General features: G+C 60.5%; 15 protein-coding genes. 10 read left to right on the top strand and 5 right to left on the bottom strand.

Annotated elements, in window-relative coordinates:
* The first annotated feature begins 75 nt into the window (after positions 1-75).
* From ubiE to ade, 10 genes are all read left to right on the top strand, one after another.
* A complete protein-coding gene (gene ubiE, locus ROSMUCSMR3_RS08360; RefSeq protein ID WP_081507032.1) occupies positions 76-819 on the top strand; it encodes a bifunctional demethylmenaquinone methyltransferase/2-methoxy-6-polyprenyl-1,4-benzoquinol methylase UbiE in 744 nt (247 codons plus the stop codon).
* A 3-nt stretch (positions 820-822) separates the two neighbouring features.
* A complete protein-coding gene (ubiB, locus tag ROSMUCSMR3_RS08355; protein WP_008281491.1) occupies positions 823-2,361 on the top strand; it encodes a 2-polyprenylphenol 6-hydroxylase in 1,539 nt (512 codons plus the stop codon).
* Between the two features lie 123 nt (positions 2,362-2,484).
* Positions 2,485-4,605: a YjbH domain-containing protein gene (locus tag ROSMUCSMR3_RS08350; RefSeq protein ID WP_112303068.1), complete on the top strand. Its 2,121-nt coding sequence runs from the start codon at positions 2,485-2,487 to the stop codon at positions 4,603-4,605.
* A gap of 200 nt (positions 4,606-4,805) precedes the next feature.
* Positions 4,806-5,285, top strand: a complete 480-nt coding sequence (locus ROSMUCSMR3_RS08345) for a YjbF family lipoprotein (protein WP_237183562.1) — start codon at positions 4,806-4,808, stop codon at positions 5,283-5,285.
* A gap of 189 nt (positions 5,286-5,474) precedes the next feature.
* Complete coding sequence (locus ROSMUCSMR3_RS08340) at positions 5,475-5,921, top strand: GntR family transcriptional regulator (RefSeq protein ID WP_237183561.1); 447 nt, start codon at positions 5,475-5,477, stop codon at positions 5,919-5,921.
* Positions 5,922-6,001: 80 nt separating this feature from the next.
* Complete coding sequence (aroA, locus tag ROSMUCSMR3_RS08335; protein WP_081507030.1) at positions 6,002-7,348, top strand: 3-phosphoshikimate 1-carboxyvinyltransferase; 1,347 nt, start codon at positions 6,002-6,004, stop codon at positions 7,346-7,348.
* An 86-nt stretch (positions 7,349-7,434) separates the two neighbouring features.
* Positions 7,435-8,121, top strand: a complete 687-nt coding sequence (locus ROSMUCSMR3_RS08330; protein WP_008281496.1) for a hypothetical protein — start codon at positions 7,435-7,437, stop codon at positions 8,119-8,121.
* Between the two features lie 121 nt (positions 8,122-8,242).
* Entirely contained in the window at positions 8,243-10,285 is a 2,043-nt protein-coding gene (locus ROSMUCSMR3_RS08325) for an ASKHA domain-containing protein (RefSeq protein WP_081507029.1), read from the top strand.
* Positions 10,286-10,356: 71 nt separating this feature from the next.
* Positions 10,357-10,752, top strand: a complete 396-nt coding sequence (locus ROSMUCSMR3_RS08320) for a hypothetical protein (protein ID WP_232279205.1) — start codon at positions 10,357-10,359, stop codon at positions 10,750-10,752.
* A gap of 101 nt (positions 10,753-10,853) precedes the next feature.
* Positions 10,854-12,548: an adenine deaminase gene (gene ade, locus ROSMUCSMR3_RS08315; protein WP_081507028.1), complete on the top strand. Its 1,695-nt coding sequence runs from the start codon at positions 10,854-10,856 to the stop codon at positions 12,546-12,548.
* On the opposite strand, the gene ROSMUCSMR3_RS08310 is transcribed toward ade, so the two are convergent.
* The 5 genes from ROSMUCSMR3_RS08310 to ROSMUCSMR3_RS08290 all read right to left on the bottom strand — a co-directional run bounded on the left by ROSMUCSMR3_RS08310 (position 12,545) and on the right by ROSMUCSMR3_RS08290 (position 15,374).
* Positions 12,545-12,781: an Lrp/AsnC ligand binding domain-containing protein gene (locus ROSMUCSMR3_RS08310; RefSeq protein WP_008281500.1), complete on the bottom strand. Its 237-nt coding sequence runs from the start codon at positions 12,779-12,781 to the stop codon at positions 12,545-12,547. The genes ade and ROSMUCSMR3_RS08310 overlap by 4 nt on opposite strands.
* Positions 12,782-12,892: 111 nt before the next feature.
* Positions 12,893-13,696, bottom strand: coding sequence for a DUF1217 domain-containing protein (locus ROSMUCSMR3_RS08305; RefSeq protein ID WP_008281501.1), 804 nt, complete (start codon positions 13,694-13,696; stop codon positions 12,893-12,895).
* Entirely contained in the window at positions 13,693-14,097 is a 405-nt protein-coding gene (gene flbT, locus ROSMUCSMR3_RS08300; protein WP_008281502.1) for a flagellar biosynthesis repressor FlbT, read from the bottom strand. Before flbT ends, ROSMUCSMR3_RS08305 begins: the two co-directional genes overlap by 4 nt.
* Positions 14,094-14,471 (bottom strand): flagellar biosynthesis regulator FlaF, encoded by a 378-nt coding sequence (flaF, locus tag ROSMUCSMR3_RS08295; RefSeq protein ID WP_081507027.1) that lies wholly within the window; start codon positions 14,469-14,471, stop codon positions 14,094-14,096. The genes flbT and flaF overlap by 4 nt, the downstream gene beginning before the upstream one ends.
* Positions 14,472-14,543: 72 nt before the next feature.
* On the bottom strand, positions 14,544-15,374 hold the full coding sequence (locus ROSMUCSMR3_RS08290; protein WP_008281504.1) for a flagellin: 831 nt from the start codon (positions 15,372-15,374) through the stop codon (positions 14,544-14,546).
* Positions 15,375-15,390: the final 16 nt, after the last annotated feature.

The raw sequence follows: 15,390 nt of genomic DNA, 5'->3' as shown, positions 1-15,390 counted from the left end.
ATGGGCACAAGGGGCGCATTGTAACCCCCTGTCATAGCCCTATAAGAAAGGCGAGACACAAGAGCGGCAAGGCCCATGAACGAGAAAACCACGCATTTTGGATTTCAGGATATCCCCGAGTCGGAAAAGGCCGGGCGTGTGCGCGGCGTGTTTGGCAGCGTGGCCAGTAAATACGACGTGATGAATGATGCCATGTCCCTTGGTATCCATCGAATCTGGAAAGATGCGATGATGGATTGGCTGGCCCCGCGCGCAGGCCAACGCCTTCTTGATGTGGCGGGGGGCACGGGAGATATCTCTTTTCGCTTTCTCAAGCGGGCCGGGCATGGTCATGCCACCGTGCTTGATCTGACAGAGCCGATGCTGGTCGAGGGGCGCAAGCGCGCCGAGGCCGAGAGTATGGCAGACAGCCTTGATTGGGTGGTGGGCGATGCGATGGCGCTGCCCTTTCCGGATTCGAGTTTCGACGTCTACACGATCAGTTTCGGCATCCGCAATGTGACCCGCCCCCAAGAGGCGCTGAACGAGGCGTTTCGCGTGCTCAAGCCCGGTGGGCGGCTGATGGTGCTGGAATTCAGCCAAATCCCCAATGAGTTGATGCAAAAGGTTTATGACCTCTACAGTTTCAACATCATCCCGCGTCTGGGGCAGATGATCGCCAATGATCGCGACAGCTATCAGTATCTTGTCGAATCCATCCGCCAATTTCCCGATCAAGAGACGTTTCTGGGGATGGTCCGGCAAGCCGGGTTCGAGAATGCCAAATACCGCAATCTGAGCATGGGCATTGCCTGTCTGCATTCCGGCTGGAAGATCTGAGCGATGCGTGGCCCGCACAATATCCTGCGCCTCATCCGAACCGGGGCGACGCTGGAACGCACGGGGGCGATGGGCCTCATCATGGATGCCTTCGAGGCCCCACCCTTGGTGCGCGGCACGATGCGTTTTCTGGCTTGGCCGTTTCAATGGCTAGGGGACAAGGGCGATCTTGCCACTCCGCCCGCGCCGCGTGCGCTGACCGCTCTGGGGCCTGCCTATATCAAGTTTGGCCAGATCCTCAGCACCCGTCCCGATCTGGTGGGCGAGGAATTGGCAACGCATCTGCGGGTGTTGCAGGATAAGTTACCGCCCTTTTCGGTGGATCTGGCCAAGCGCAGTATCGCGCAGGAACTCGGCCGACCGGTCGAAGACATCTTTGATGATTTCAGCCCGCCCGTGGCCGCCGCCTCTATCGCGCAAGTCCACAAGGCGCGGCTGCGCGATACGGGCGAGGCGGTTGCCGTCAAGGTTCTGCGTCCGGGGATCGAACGGGCCTTTCGTCGCGACATCGACGCCTTTTATTTTGCCGCGCGCATGGTCGAGCTTTTGGCCCCCGGTGCGCGCCGATTGCGCCCAACCGATGTCATCGCCCATTTCGAGGGCGTGGTGATGGGTGAACTTGATCTGCGTCTTGAGGCGGCTTCGGCCTCGGAATTTGCGGCCAATACCGCCAAGGATGCCGGGTTTCAGTTGCCGACGGTGCAATGGCCGCTTTCTTCGCGCCGAGTGATGACCATGTCTTGGGCCGACGGTTTGCCGCTTGGGGACAATGCCGCGCTGGATGCCGCAGGACATGATCGCGCCGAATTGGGCGAACGGGTGTTGCAGCTCTTCCTCAGCCATGCGCTGCGTGATGGCTATTTCCACGCCGATATGCATCAGGGCAATCTCAAGGTTTCCGGGAATGGCGATATCATTGCCTATGATTTCGGTATCATGGGGCATATCGACGAATATACCCGCCGGGTTTATGCCGAGATCCTTTATGGATTTATCAAACGCGATTACCGCCGCGTCGCCGAGGTGCATTTTGAGGCGGGCTATGTGCCTGCGGACCGGGATGTCGATGCCTTTGCCCGTGCGCTGCGCGCGGTCGGTGAGCCGATTTTTGGCATGGATGCCAGCAAGATTTCCATGGGCAGCCTGCTTAGCTACCTCTTTGAGGTCACAGAGCGGTTCGGCATGGAAACGCGCACCGAACTGATCCTGTTGCAGCGGACGATGGTTGTGGTTGAAGGCGTGGCGCGCAGCCTCAATCCACAGATCAATATCTGGCAGGTCGCAAAACCTGTGGTCGAGGACTACATCAAAAAGACCATCGGACCGCGCGCCGCTCTGCGGGATCTGGGGCGCACGGCCATGGTTCTGTCGCGCTATGGTCCAAGGTTGCCGGGGCTGGTCGAGGCTGCGCTTATCCGGCAAACCGCAGCGCCGGTGCCGGTCAAACGCGCGGTCTGGCCCGAGCGCGCGCTTTGGGCCGGGCTTGGGTGCCTGGTCGGTGCGGTTGGCGTTACGCTCACGGTATTTCTGGTCGGGATGTGACGGATTTTTGCACAAATTAAGAGCAATCACAGCAACGGCTGAAACTCACATTGCCGTGCCGCGCTGTGATCGTTATGGTCGCCCGGGAGAAGTTGCAAGGCGCTCGGAACCGGTGAACAGTCGATGACAATCAGATTGCGAAACATCTTGGGCGCAGTGGCCGTTATGACAGGGGCTACCGGCGCATCAGCGAACGATCTGGTCACGACACTTACCAATAACTATGGCACCCCGGGCGGTCTTATTGACATGCCCACCGCCGAGATGGCGCCGGATGCGCAATTGTCGACGACCATCGCCTATTTCGACGGGTTCAGCAAAACGACCCTCAGTTTTCAGGTGGCCCCTTGGCTGACAGGCAGTTTTCGATATTCCGGCACCAAGGATCTGACGCCGCAATTCGATATTTTCTATGACCGCAGCTTTGACTTGCGGTTCCGGCTGTTCAAGGAAACCGAATACTCACCGGCCATCGCGGTCGGGCTTCAGGATTTTCTGGGGACAGGCGTGCTTGGCGCGGAATACATCGTTGCCACGAAATCTGTTGGCAGCCGTCTGCGTGTGACCGCAGGTCTGGGTTGGGGGCGGTTTGGATCCAACAACTCGATTGGTGGATTCGGAACGAGAACACCGTTCAACTTTGCAGGTGTGGGCACCGGCGGGGACGTGAGCATATCCAACTGGTTCAAGGGGGATATCGGCCTCTTTGGGGGGTTCAGCTATAACGTATCGGACAAGCTGACATTCGCACTGGAATATTCATCCGACAGCTATGACACCGAACGTCGCGCCGGTATTTTTGAGCAAAGCACGGCGGTTAATGCGAGCCTGAATTACGAATTCGCACCCGATGCCAATCTCCGGGCCTATGTTCTGCATGGCGAAGAAATCGGCGTCAGCCTTGCCATCGCGATCAACCCGCGCGGGATGCCTGTTCCGGGCGGGTTAGAACCCGCGCCTCTGCCCGTTGCGGTGCGAGATCCCGATGCCGCCCGCGATCTTGGTTGGGCAGACCAGCCGGCGGCGCGTGCGCAAGTTGCGAAATCGCTCGAGGAAACGCTGGCTTTGGATCAGATTGACCTGATCCGCCTGCGACTTGAAGGGCGTGCGGCCTATGTCGGCATCCAGAATGAGACCTATGACCGCACATCGCAGGCCCTGGGGCGCACCGTGCGCGCAATGACCCGCGCGCTGCCTGCCTCGGTCGAGGATTTTCACGTCACGCTCTACGCCAAGGGTATCCCTGCCAGCACGGTCAGCTTTTCACGCACCGACATCGAGCGGTTAGAGCACAAGGCCTCGGATGAGGCGCTGGCGGCGGCAACCTTTCGCGACAGTCTGCGGTTCGGCAATCTTCCCGAGCCGGTTCTAGGCAAGTTTCCGCGCTACGGATGGAGCATTTTTCCCTTTACGCGGGTCAGCCTGTTTGACCCCGACGAGCCGCTGCGTTTTGACGTCGCGCTGCGTTTGCAGGGGCAGGCCGAATTGGGGCGGGGATGGGTTGCTCGGGCGGCAACCTCTGTCAAGCTGTTCGGCAATCTGGATCAATCCAACCGTTTCAGCAATTCACGCATTCCGCGCGTGCGGTCGGATGCGGCGCGATTCGCCCAATCCGATGCGCCTCGTGTCGATTGGCTGACACTCAGCAAATATCACCGGCTTGCCCCGGATTATTACGGGCGCATCACCTTGGGATACCTCGAACAGATGTATGCGGGTGTCTCGACCGAGGTGTTGTGGCGGCCCGTGGACAGCCGCATCGCCATCGGCGCGGAATTGAACTACGTCCGCCCACGCGACTTTGATGGTGACTTTGGCCTGCGCGACAGCAATACGGTCAGTGGCACCATTCCGGATTTCAACGGGCATGCCTCGGTCTATTACGATTTCGGCGGTGGATACCACGCGCAGGTCGACGCCGGCCGGTATCTGGCGGGGGATTGGGGCGTGACCATCGGTTTTGACCGGGAATTCGCCAACGGCTGGAAAGTTGGGGCCTTTGCTACCAAAACAGATGTCTCTGCGCAGGATTTCGGCGAAGGGTCATTTGACAAGGGCATTCGCATTACCGCCCCGATTTCGTGGCTGTTCGGGAAGCCCACACAGCAGGCCCCAACCGCCGTTATCCGCCCGCTGACCCGCGATGGGGGCGCGCGCGTCAATGTGACGGGCCGTCTTTATGAAACCGTGCGAAACTCGCACGAGCGCGACACCGTGGCAAGCTGGGGGAAATTCTGGAGATGATCGCTGCGTCCCTGCCTCGGCTGAGTCTGTTGGTCTGCGCCATGGTCCTTGCGGGCTGTACGAACCAGCGGAGTTCCGAGAATGTTTTTACCGTCACAAAGAGGTTGATTGAGCAGCGCCGCGCGCAGCCCGTCACCCCGGACCCAAAGATTGTGCAGGCAGTCGCCACGGATGCATTGTCAAGAACGACTGGCCCTGTCTTGCTTTATACTCTGGAGGACCGCAAAGCGGTCGCGGTTCTGCGGCCTATTGCAGAGAATGGTGCCTACCAGACTTGGGCCTCCTATGGCAGTTCCGAGCGGCTGAGCGCCACGACGTTGAACGGTGTTCTGGTCTCGACCCGGGGGCTTGGCAACGACCTGATGTCATCTCGCGTAGAGCCGCTGCTTGAGGTCGTATCGCGCCGTGAGGATGGCGTTGCCACGATCCAGCAACGCTATCTCGATGGTGAAAACCAGATCGTAAATCTGAAATCCGACTGCAAGATTACGCGCGGGGAAACAGAAGCCGTGACCAGTGTCGCTGGTTCGGTGCAAGGGGTGCGCATGACAGCGGAATGCTGGCAGGCCAACCGCAGCGTGGTGAATTCCTATCTGGTCGATGCAAATGGTGCCGTCGTGCAATCGCGCCATTGGGCGGGGCCGACCATGGGCTACAGCACCATTCAGCGGTTGCGTTGACCGCAAGCGTATGCGCTGCCTCGACGGTGGGGCGCATGCTGTGGTCGAGAGTGACGGCACGTTGCGTGCAGCAGATGCGTTCCAATCGTTCCTGATCGGAAACCAGTCGCATCGTCTGGCCGTACAGCCAGCAATGGCCTGCACCCGTTCAGCCGCGCAACGGTCGACATTCCTGTAATCCGGCAAGAGGTGGGCGCGCTTGGCAAGACCTATGGCTATCGGCGTCTGACCCATGCAACGAGCCTTCCGCCGGAGGGCGTGGCGCGCCGCCTCGGATCTTCTACGACCTGTCCCTGTCTGCATGTCACGGCGCTGCACCTTGCCTCTGGCAAACCTTTCGTGCTCGAGGATCGTTGGATCAATTTGCAAACGGCCCCCGCTGCGGCTGCACAGGATTTCGAAACGACCAATGCCAATGAGTGGCTCTTGGCCCATGTTCCTTACACTCATGGGGAAATACGCCTATCGGCTCAGGCCGCCTCAGGCGACGAAGCCCGATCGCTAGAGACCGACCCCGGCGCGCCCCTTTTTGTCATCGAGCGGCTGACATGGGATCATGGGCGCGGCGTAACGCTTGCGCGCCTTTGCTACGCGCCGGGGCACTTGATCGTGACCCAATTGGGCACCGCCCCTTAATCCAAGGCGGCGATGGTCATGGACGGGTCCGCCTGCTTGGGCTATCAGGCGGGCAATACAGACCAGTCAAGAGGCGCACCATGTCCGGCCACGGCACCCCCATTCCTATGACCTCTCACCGCTCCGGGCCGCTGTCCGGTGTCGCCGATGTGCCGGGGGATAAATCAATCTCGCACCGCTCCCTTATCCTTGGGGCCCTGAGCGTTGGGGAAACGGTGATCACCGGGCTGCTTGAAGGCGAAGATGTGCTGGATACGGCCAAGGCGATGCGCGCCTTTGGTGCCGAGGTGACACGCGATGCGGCGGGTGTGTGGCATGTGCATGGTGTGGGTGTCGGTGGCTTTGCCGAACCGGGCCACGTCATTGACTGCGGCAATTCGGGCACCGGCGTGCGGCTGATCATGGGCGCGATGGCGACCTCGCCTATCACGGCAACGTTTACGGGCGATGCAAGCCTTAACAAGCGCCCTATGGCGCGGGTCACGGACCCTCTGGCCCTTTTTGGGGCGCAAGCGGTGGGCCGGTCGGGCGGGCGGTTGCCCATGACCATCGTGGGTGCAGCAGAGCCGGTACCGGTTCGCTATGTGGTGCCTGTACCCTCTGCGCAGGTCAAAAGCGCGGTGCTCTTGGCTGGCCTCAACGCGCCGGGGCAGACTGTGGTGATCGAGCGTGAAGCGACGCGCGACCATACCGAGCGGATGCTGGTCGGCTTTGGCGCAGAAATCACTACTGAAGAAACTGATGAGGGGCGGGTGATTACCCTGACCGGGCAACCCGAACTTCGGGCGCAAACCATCGTGGTGCCACGTGATCCGTCTTCGGCGGCCTTTCCGGTCTGTGCTGCTTTGATCGTTCCCGGTTCTGACGTGCTTGTGCCCAATATCGGGCTAAACCCAACGCGCGCGGGCCTATTTGCGACGCTGCGCGAGATGGGGGCAGACCTGAGCTATGAGAACTTGCGCGAAGAAGGCGGCGAGCCGGTGGCCGACTTGCGCGCGCGCTTTTCGCCAGACCTCAAGGGGATCGAGGTGCCGCCCGAGCGCGCGGCCAGCATGATCGACGAATATCCGGTGCTGTCCGTTGTGGCCGCCTATGCCACCGGCGAAACCGTGATGCGCGGCGTCAAGGAATTGCGTGTCAAGGAAAGCGACCGGATCGAAGCCATGGCTGCCGGATTGCGCGCTGGCGGTGTCGAGGTCGAGGATGGGCCGGATTGGTGGATCGTACGGGGCAGGGGGCATGGGCATGTGCCGGGCGGCCAGACCTGCGCCAGCCATCTTGACCACCGGATCGCGATGTCCTTTCTCGTCATGGGCATGGCCAGCACTGCGCCGGTGCAGGTCGATGACGCAAGTCCCATCGCCACCTCTTTTCCGATTTTCGAGTCGTTGATGGCACAGCTTGGCGCGGATATCAGGCGTGATTGAACCCGCCGCGCGGGGCAGGCGGTGGGCAAGGCAAATGTGCGTGTGTCCCATTGCGCGCACCAGGGCAGAGGGCCTAATTTCGCCGCATGGATGACCCCGCCCACAACGCCCCGCCACCTGCTCCGCCGCCTGTGAAAACCGGCCTGCTGCGCACGGTGATTCGCTTGGCTGCATTGGCGGTGTTGGCCTTGGCCATGCACCACGTCTTTGTGTGGGCCGAAGGCTATATCCTTGAAAATGAACAGGGTTGGGCGATGCCCGGGTTCCTCGTCATGGCCTTGTTGGTCTATGCGGTGCTGATCGCTATTCCCTTTGTGCCGGGGATCGAAATCGGGTTGATGGTACTCGCAGCGGGCGGTGGCGATATCGCGCCCTTCGTCTGGCTGGCCACGGCCTCTGGGCTGACGCTGGCCTATATGGTGGGCGGCAAGGTGCCCTATCGCTGGCTGCACCGGGTGTTGCTTGATTTGCACCTCCTGCGCGCCTGCCGCTTGCTGGAAGAGTTTCAGACCCTGTCGCCAGCAGAGCGTGCGACCTATATTTCGGCGCAACTGCGCGGACGCTATCTCGACTGGATTGTCCGCTATCGTTATCTGCATCTCGCGGCGCTGATTAATGTTCCGGGCAATTCGATCATCGGCGGTGGCGGTGGCATCGCGTTTGTCTCGGGCCTCTCTGGGATCTTTCGCGCGCCTCTGGCGATCCTCACGCTCTTTGTCGCGACGGCCCCGGTGCCCTTGGCGATCTGGCTATTTGGCTGGTCGCTGACCTGACAGGCCCTGCCAGAGCGGTGCATGCCGCGTGCCGACGATTTTCTGACGCTTGTGGGCTGTCGGACAAGCGCCTATGGCTTATGTTCCCCGCAAGCAACGCTTCAGAAGCAGGATTTCGCATATGTCGACCGACCCACTCGTCGTTTTCACGCCCTCCGGGAAGCGCGGGCGCTTTCCCAAGGGAACACCGGTTCTGACGGCGGCGCGCCAACTCGGCGTTGATCTTGACTCGGTGTGTGGCGGGCGGGGGATCTGCTCGAAATGCCAGATATCGCCGGGCTATGGCGAGTTTTCCAAACATGGCGTCACCGTTCATCAGGATGCGCTGTCCGAATGGAATGCGGTCGAGGAACGCTATGACCAGAAGCGTGGGTTGAAGCCGGGCCGCCGTCTGGGCTGTCAGGCTCAGATCATGGGCGATGTGGTGATCGACGTGCCCCCGGAAAGCCAGGTTCACAAGCAGGTGGTACGCAAGGCCGCCTCTGCCCGCGTGATCGAGATGGACCCAGCCACCCGCCTCTATTTCGTTGAGGTGGAAGAGGCCGATATGCATGAGCCCACCGGCGATTTCGAGCGTTTGCAACGCGCGCTCAAGGCTCAGTGGGAGATCGACAACATCCGCGCCGATCTGAGCCTTTTGGCCAAGCTGCAACCCGTGCTGCGCAAGGGCAAGTTTCAGGTCACGGTCGCCCTGCACAGAGGGCATGCGGAAACCCCGGCACAGGTGCTGGAGATTTGGCCGGGTCTGCACGAAGGGGGGCTGTTTGGTCTGGCCATTGACCTTGGGTCTACCACTGTTGCGGCCCATTTGACCGATTTGGAAACCGGCGAAGTCAAGGCATCCTCCGGTATCATGAACCCGCAGATCCGCTTTGGCGAGGATCTGATGAGCCGCGTCAGCTATGCGATGATGAACCCCGGCGGCGACCGTGAAATGACGGCAGCGGTACGAGACGCGATCAATACCTTGGCCGAAGAGATTGCCAAAGAGGCGGGGATTGACGCCAAGCTCATCGTCGAGACGGTGTTTGTCTGCAATCCGGTGATGCACCACCTCTTGTTGGGGATTGATCCGGTGGAATTGGGCCAGGCCCCCTTTGCACTGGCCACCTCGGGGAGCATGGCGCTGAACGCCCGCGAACTGGATTTGGTTGCGATCAATCCGCGCGCGCAGATTTATGTGTTGCCCTGTATCGCAGGCCATGTGGGGGCCGACGCCGCCGCCGTGGCGCTGAGCGAAGAGCCGGGCAAATCCGAAGATCTGGCGCTGATCGTCGATGTGGGCACAAACGCAGAGATCCTTTTGGGCGACAAGACGCGGGTTTTGGCCTGTTCCTCGCCCACCGGCCCCGCCTTTGAGGGGGCGCAGATTTCCAGCGGCCAACGCGCCGCCCCCGGCGCGATCGAGGCTATTCGCATTGATCCCATGACCAAGGAACCCCGTTTCCGGGTGATCGGCTCTGACATTTGGTCGGATGAGGACGGTTTCGAGGCGGCGGTAGGCGACGGGGGCATTACCGGCATTTGTGGGTCTGGCATCATCGAGGCGGTGGCCGAAATGCGCATGGCTGGGCTATTGGATGAAAGCGGTCTGATCGGATCGTCCGAGGCCACTGGCACCGCGCGTATGATCGAGGATGGGCGCACCCATTCTTATGTTATCCACGATGGCAGTGCCAAGGGTGGGCCGGTCATCACCGTGACCCAAGGCGATATTCGTGCCATCCAGCTTGCAAAATCGGCTCTCTATGCGGGCGCGCGTCTGTTGATGGACGAGCGCGGCGTCGACAAGGTGGACCGCGTTGTTCTGGCAGGTGCCTTTGGTGCGCATATCTCGCCGTTGCATGCGATGGTGCTGGGCATGATCCCCGATGTGCCGCTAGACAAGGTGACATCGGCGGGCAATGCGGCGGGTACGGGCGCGCGCATCGCGCTGTGCAACGTGGCCGCCCGTCGCGAGATTGAGCGCGTGGTGGGGCAGATCACCAAGGTCGAGACCGCCATCGAGCCGAAATTCCAAGAGCATTTCGTTGCCGCCAACGCAATCCCGCACAAGACGGACCCTTTTCCGGAGTTGTCCAAAATCGTGACACTGCCCAATCCCAGCTTTAACACCCATGGCGATGGCAGCGACGGGGGGCGGCGCAAGCGTCGGCGGGGATAGTGCGAAATCGCGGCTTTTCATCATCTCAGGAGCGGGATACTGACGCGAACACTCTGTAAAAAGGCAATCAGATGAAACAGTTGTTCGTGCCGGCCCTCTTGTCCATTTCCCTCCTGAGCGCATGCGGTGGTCGTACCCCTGATCCCGTGGCCGAAGTGCAGCCCGGTGACAGCGCCCTTACCTGCGCGCAATTGCGCAGCGACATTACGGCCAATACCCGCGCCATCGAGGGCCTTGTCAAAGAGCAGGAAACCAAAACCGCCCAGAACATTGTGGCCGGGACTGCCGGGGCCTTTTTGCTGGTGCCATGGTTCTTCATGGATATGAAGGGTGCCGCAGGCGACGAGGCACGTGCCTATCAGCGCCGCAATGAAGCCCTGGTCAGCCGCTACAACGGCATGGACTGTAAACCAGAGATGAAGCTTGCAAAACCAGCAGCGCAGAAACCTGCCGCGCAGACCGAGTGAGGACAGCCTGATAGCAAGCCCAGGGCCGACAGGTTTCGGCCATCGGGCTTGCTCTTGACCCTTCGACGCGCGACAGTTGCAGGATGTCGGAGAGTCAGCGCATGGCAAATCTAGAACAACGGATTGCTCAGGGCCGGGGGGATGAACCCGCCGATTTGGTGCTGCGCGGGGCGCAGGTGTTTGACCTTGTGACGGGGGAAATGATCCCCGGCGATGTGGCCATTTGCGGCGATACCATCGTAGGCATTGGCGACACCTATGACGGGCGCGAGGTGATCGACCTTACGGGGCTGATCCTTGTCCCCGGTTTTATCGACACCCATCTGCACATCGAAAGCTCTCTTGTCACACCCTTTGAATTCGACCGCTGCGTAACGCCGCGCGGCGTAACCACCGCGATTTGCGATCCCCACGAGATTGCCAATGTTCTGGGGCTGGACGGCATCCGCTATTTTCAGGCGGCCTCGGAACAGACTTTGATGGATTTCCGGGTGCAGCTCTCGTCTTGCGTGCCCTCGACCCATATGGAAACCTCGGGTGCCGAGATCGACGCCGAAGACTTGCGCGCGGTGATGGGGCATCCCTCGGGGATCGGTTTGGCCGAAGTGATGAATTTCCCCGGCGTGATCCACCGCGATCCGGGCATGATGGCCAAGCTGCGGCTTTTTGAGGGGGGCCATATCGACGGCCATTGCCCGCAACTCACGGGGCGTGATCTCAACGCCTATTGCGCGGCAGGCATCCGCACAGAGCATGAGGCGACCACCGTAGAGGAGGCGCGCGAGAAACTGCAGCGCGGCATGCGCGTGCTGATCCGCGAAGGCTCGGTTAGCAAGGATTTGCATGCGCTCGCCCCGCTGCTGTCGGAGATCACGGCGCCCTATATGTGCCTCTGCACCGATGATCGAAACCCGCTCGATATCGCGGAAGAGGGCCATCTCGATCATATGATCCGGGTTTTGATAGCAGAAGGGGCTTCGCCTCTGGCGGCCTATCGCGCGGCGTCGCTCTCGGGGGCCGAGGCATTTGGCCTCAGAGATCGCGGATTGATCGCGCCGGGGCGGCGGGCGGATATCGTGGCGGTGGGCTCGCTCGCCGCCTGCGACGTGCGGCGCGTGTTTTGCGCCGGTCGTCTTGCGGATGCGGCGGCCTTTGCTGCGCGGGGCACGGTGCCCCCCATCGGGCGATGCTCCGTGCGGGCGCCTGCGGTTAGCCCACAGGACTTTCGCCACGCCGGCAACCGCGCCGAGACGGATGTGATCGGCATTCTCGAAGGCAAGATCCTGACCGCGCATCTGCGCGAACGGATCGAGCCGGTAGAAGGCGACAAACATCCCGATCCCACGCGCGATCTGGTAAGGATTGCGGTGATCGAGCGGCATGGCAAGAACGGCAATATCGCCACCGGCTTTGTTCGTGGTTTCGGGCTCAAGTCCGGGGCTATCGCCTCGACCGTTTGCCATGATCACCACAATATCGCCTGTGTCGGGGTGGATTATGCGGATATGGCCCTCGCCGCCACACGGCTGGGTGAGATTGAGGGCGGCTTTGTCGTGGTGCAGGGCGGGCAGGTTTTGGCAGAACTGCCCTTACCTCTGGCAGGGTTGATGAGCCTTGAGCCCTTTGAGGAGGTGCACCACCGTCTTGTCGATCTGCGGGCAGCAGCACGGTCCTTGGGTGTCACCTTGCAGGAACCCTTCCTGCAACTTGCGTTTCTCGCGCTGCCGGTTATCCCGGCGCTCAAGATTACGGACCGGGGTATGGTTGATGTCAACCGGTTCGAAATCCTAGGCTAGAACGCCTTGAAGGTCAGGGTCGTTTCGGTGCGCTCGATCCCGGCGATGTCCAGAAGGTTGTCGTTGATATATTTGCCGATATCCTCAGTCTCAGGGATGTAGAGCTTGAGCAGCAGGTCAAAGGGACCGGAGGTCGAGTAAAGCTCTGAATGGATTTCGCGCAGGGCTATGGCCTCTGCCACGCGATAGGAATGCCCCGGTTTGCAGCGGATGTTGATAAAGACGCAGCGCATGAATTCCTCCTGTGGCTCAGCCCCATAGGGCTTTTACTTGCAAGCAAATGCAACGGCAAACTCGGAATGGCCTGCTTGCCACGGCGCAAAACCCACACGCAGCGCCCAGTATCAAGCCCGGCGCGGAACCGATTGCAACAGCGTCAGCGCGATTGCTTGCGAGGATTGAACATTGAAACTTGCCACCTGCTCGCGCAAGAGGAACCGTTGGATCAATTGCTCCCGCACGCTCTCCGCACTCAGATCCGACAGGGAGCCTATCTTCAATTGCTGCGCGCTGCGGGATTTGATCTCGTCCAACTGCCGATCAAGATCAGCTTGCCCGAAACTGTCTGGAAGACCAAGCGCCACTTCGAACACGCGCCGCAGGGGTGGGTTTCCCAAGATCCGAAACCAGCGCGTGTCCTCGGTCTCTGCATCGCCTGCGATGTCGCCCAATTCGCGTTGGACGTTCAGGGCCAGGCGCAAGGCCTGATTCTGATCCCCGACGGCAACCTCAAATTCCCGACGCCGGAATTTCTCGGTGATCTCGGTTCCAAAGGTCGATAATTGCGTGCGCGGGATCGGACGGTCGGCGAAGGCAAACGCCTCGGACAGCTGTTTGTACCGGTCATCGGCAAGACGGTTGGCAATTGCATCATCCCGAATGGTGCCCTCTTCCAGAATGGCGCGGATAAAGGCGCGGCTGTTGATATCTTCCTGAAGGCCAAACGCCCCCAAGGCCACCCGCAAGAGGCGGCGATCTGAAACCAAACCTTCTGCCGTGGTGATCTTGGCAATATTCTGCTCGAAATATTCGGTATCACGCACGATCTGCGGGGATTTGTTGAACAGATCCGTCTGACGCTCGGACGTGCGCGACAAGAGCGCCCAGCCCGACAATCCACCCAGCGGCACTACAGGCGTAAAGTTCATGACGCACGATGCGCCAAAAGACGCTCTTCACGTGGTAGGAGGGCTCGCAGGGCCTTGAGGCATTTGTAGTATTCCCCGTCCAGAAGCGCCCGCGTGGCGAGGGTCAACTGGATACGGCTGTCGGGATCGCGCAACGCCTGGCTCAGCTCTTCGATTCGTCGCAGGATCTGGCGGCGCGCGTCCTGCGGATCGCCATCGCCCGAGAGCAGAAGTTGCGTAGCAAAGCAGGCCCTGCGTACAGGCGTTGTTGCACTTTCTGGGTGAATGGCATCCCGAAGCCGCAGGATATGCGCATTCGGCGTCATGATGGACAGCCGTGAGCGGCGGTCGCCGTTCTCGATCACCGCCCCGTTGATAAGCACCCGCTCTTTGGGATTAAGTTTTAGGACGAGGCCGCTCATTGGTCTGCTCTCCTATCGCTCAGCCCGCGCATGATGGCTGTATTGATGTCGATCAAGGGTTGAAGCGATGCGTTTGCATTCAGCACCGCGCTGCTGTGATGATGGCAAAACTGCGCGAGATAGACGACTTGGGCCCGCAACGATTGCGGCAGTGGGTTTTGTGGGTCGGCGACGTCAGTCGCCAAGATTGTCCAGAGCCGCCGATTGTCATGAAGGGCGGCCGCGAGATTGGCTATATCTCTTGGGTCCTGCCCTGCTGCGTGCACCAAGCGTTGGGTGATACGGGCAAAGGCATCATATTCCAGCCCACGGTCAGTCCGGACGGGCCGGGATTGGTCGCGATAGGCGCTCTGCGCCAGACGGGTCGCATTCACGTCAAGTCCTTTCAGGGTCAGTCTGTCACCGAAGAGATGTCAGGGGCGCCCCGAGAGACGCCCCTGAATGGCTTAGTTCCTGAACAGCGACAGGATGGCCTGCGGGGCCTGATTGGCGATGGACAAAGACTGTGTCGCCAACTGTTGTTGCACCTGCAAGGCCTGGAGACGCGCAGAGGTCTCTTCCAAATCGGCATCGACCAATGCGCCGATCCCGGATTTGATCGCATCCGTCACCTTGCTGACGAATTCGTTTTGATCCGATATCCGTTTGGCCGACGCACCAAGCGCTGCCGCCCCGTCGACCGCCGTCTGGATATGGACTTCGATTGCGGCAAGCGAGGTGTCAGCGGCTGCAGAGTTCGTCACATCAATGTCGCTCAGATCAAGGTTGGCCTCGAAATCAACAGAAGCCACGCTGATGTTCGACGCTGTGACCGTTCCGGTTGCGTCCCGATCGAGGGACGACAGTACCGTTATCCCTGCGTTGCCCGCCGTGTTGAGCAGATTCGCGCCGTTGAATTGTGACGCGCCGATAATCGACGTGACCTGATTCACCAGCTCGTCGACATCGTTCTGGATCTTGCTGTGATCGACGTTTTCACCGGTCGCGGCGACGACCTTTTCCTTGATCTCGTTGAGCAAATTGGTGATCTGCTCTGCCCCGGCCGAGGCCACGGCGACCGTCGATTCGCCCAAAGACAGCGCGTCGGAAACGGCCTTGAAGCCGCTGACGTCGGATTCCATCACCTTGGAAATGGCAAAGATGGCCGAATTGTCCTTGGCCGTTGCGACAGCCTTGCCCGTCGAGATCATATCCTGCGTCTTGGCAAGGTTAGAGTTCACGGATTGCAAGGTCTGAAGAGCGACCATGGCGCTGTTATTGGTCAGAATACTGGACATATCATGTTCCTTTCGG

Origin of the sequence: Roseovarius mucosus, assembly GCF_002080415.1 — a bacterium.
Lineage (GTDB): Bacteria > Pseudomonadota > Alphaproteobacteria > Rhodobacterales > Rhodobacteraceae > Roseovarius > Roseovarius mucosus_A.
The sequence above is the reverse complement of the archived record's forward strand: the minus strand, read 5'-3'. Positions and strand labels throughout refer to the sequence as shown.

Coding starts and splice junctions, on each gene's coding strand:
- ubiE (WP_081507032.1), top strand. CDS start 76: ATGAACGAGAAAACCACGCATTTTGGATTTCAGGATATCCCCGAGTCG.
- ubiB (WP_008281491.1), top strand. CDS start 823: ATGCGTGGCCCGCACAATATCCTGCGCCTCATCCGAACCGGGGCGACG.
- ROSMUCSMR3_RS08350 (WP_112303068.1), top strand. CDS start 2,485: ATGACAATCAGATTGCGAAACATCTTGGGCGCAGTGGCCGTTATGACA.
- aroA (WP_081507030.1), top strand. CDS start 6,002: ATGTCCGGCCACGGCACCCCCATTCCTATGACCTCTCACCGCTCCGGG.
- ROSMUCSMR3_RS08330 (WP_008281496.1), top strand. CDS start 7,435: ATGGATGACCCCGCCCACAACGCCCCGCCACCTGCTCCGCCGCCTGTG.
- ROSMUCSMR3_RS08325 (WP_081507029.1), top strand. CDS start 8,243: ATGTCGACCGACCCACTCGTCGTTTTCACGCCCTCCGGGAAGCGCGGG.
- ROSMUCSMR3_RS08320 (WP_232279205.1), top strand. CDS start 10,357: ATGAAACAGTTGTTCGTGCCGGCCCTCTTGTCCATTTCCCTCCTGAGC.
- ade (WP_081507028.1), top strand. CDS start 10,854: ATGGCAAATCTAGAACAACGGATTGCTCAGGGCCGGGGGGATGAACCC.
- ROSMUCSMR3_RS08310 (WP_008281500.1), bottom strand. CDS start 12,781: ATGCGCTGCGTCTTTATCAACATCCGCTGCAAACCGGGGCATTCCTAT.
- ROSMUCSMR3_RS08305 (WP_008281501.1), bottom strand. CDS start 13,696: ATGAACTTTACGCCTGTAGTGCCGCTGGGTGGATTGTCGGGCTGGGCG.
- flbT (WP_008281502.1), bottom strand. CDS start 14,097: ATGAGCGGCCTCGTCCTAAAACTTAATCCCAAAGAGCGGGTGCTTATC.
- ROSMUCSMR3_RS08290 (WP_008281504.1), bottom strand. CDS start 15,374: ATGTCCAGTATTCTGACCAATAACAGCGCCATGGTCGCTCTTCAGACC.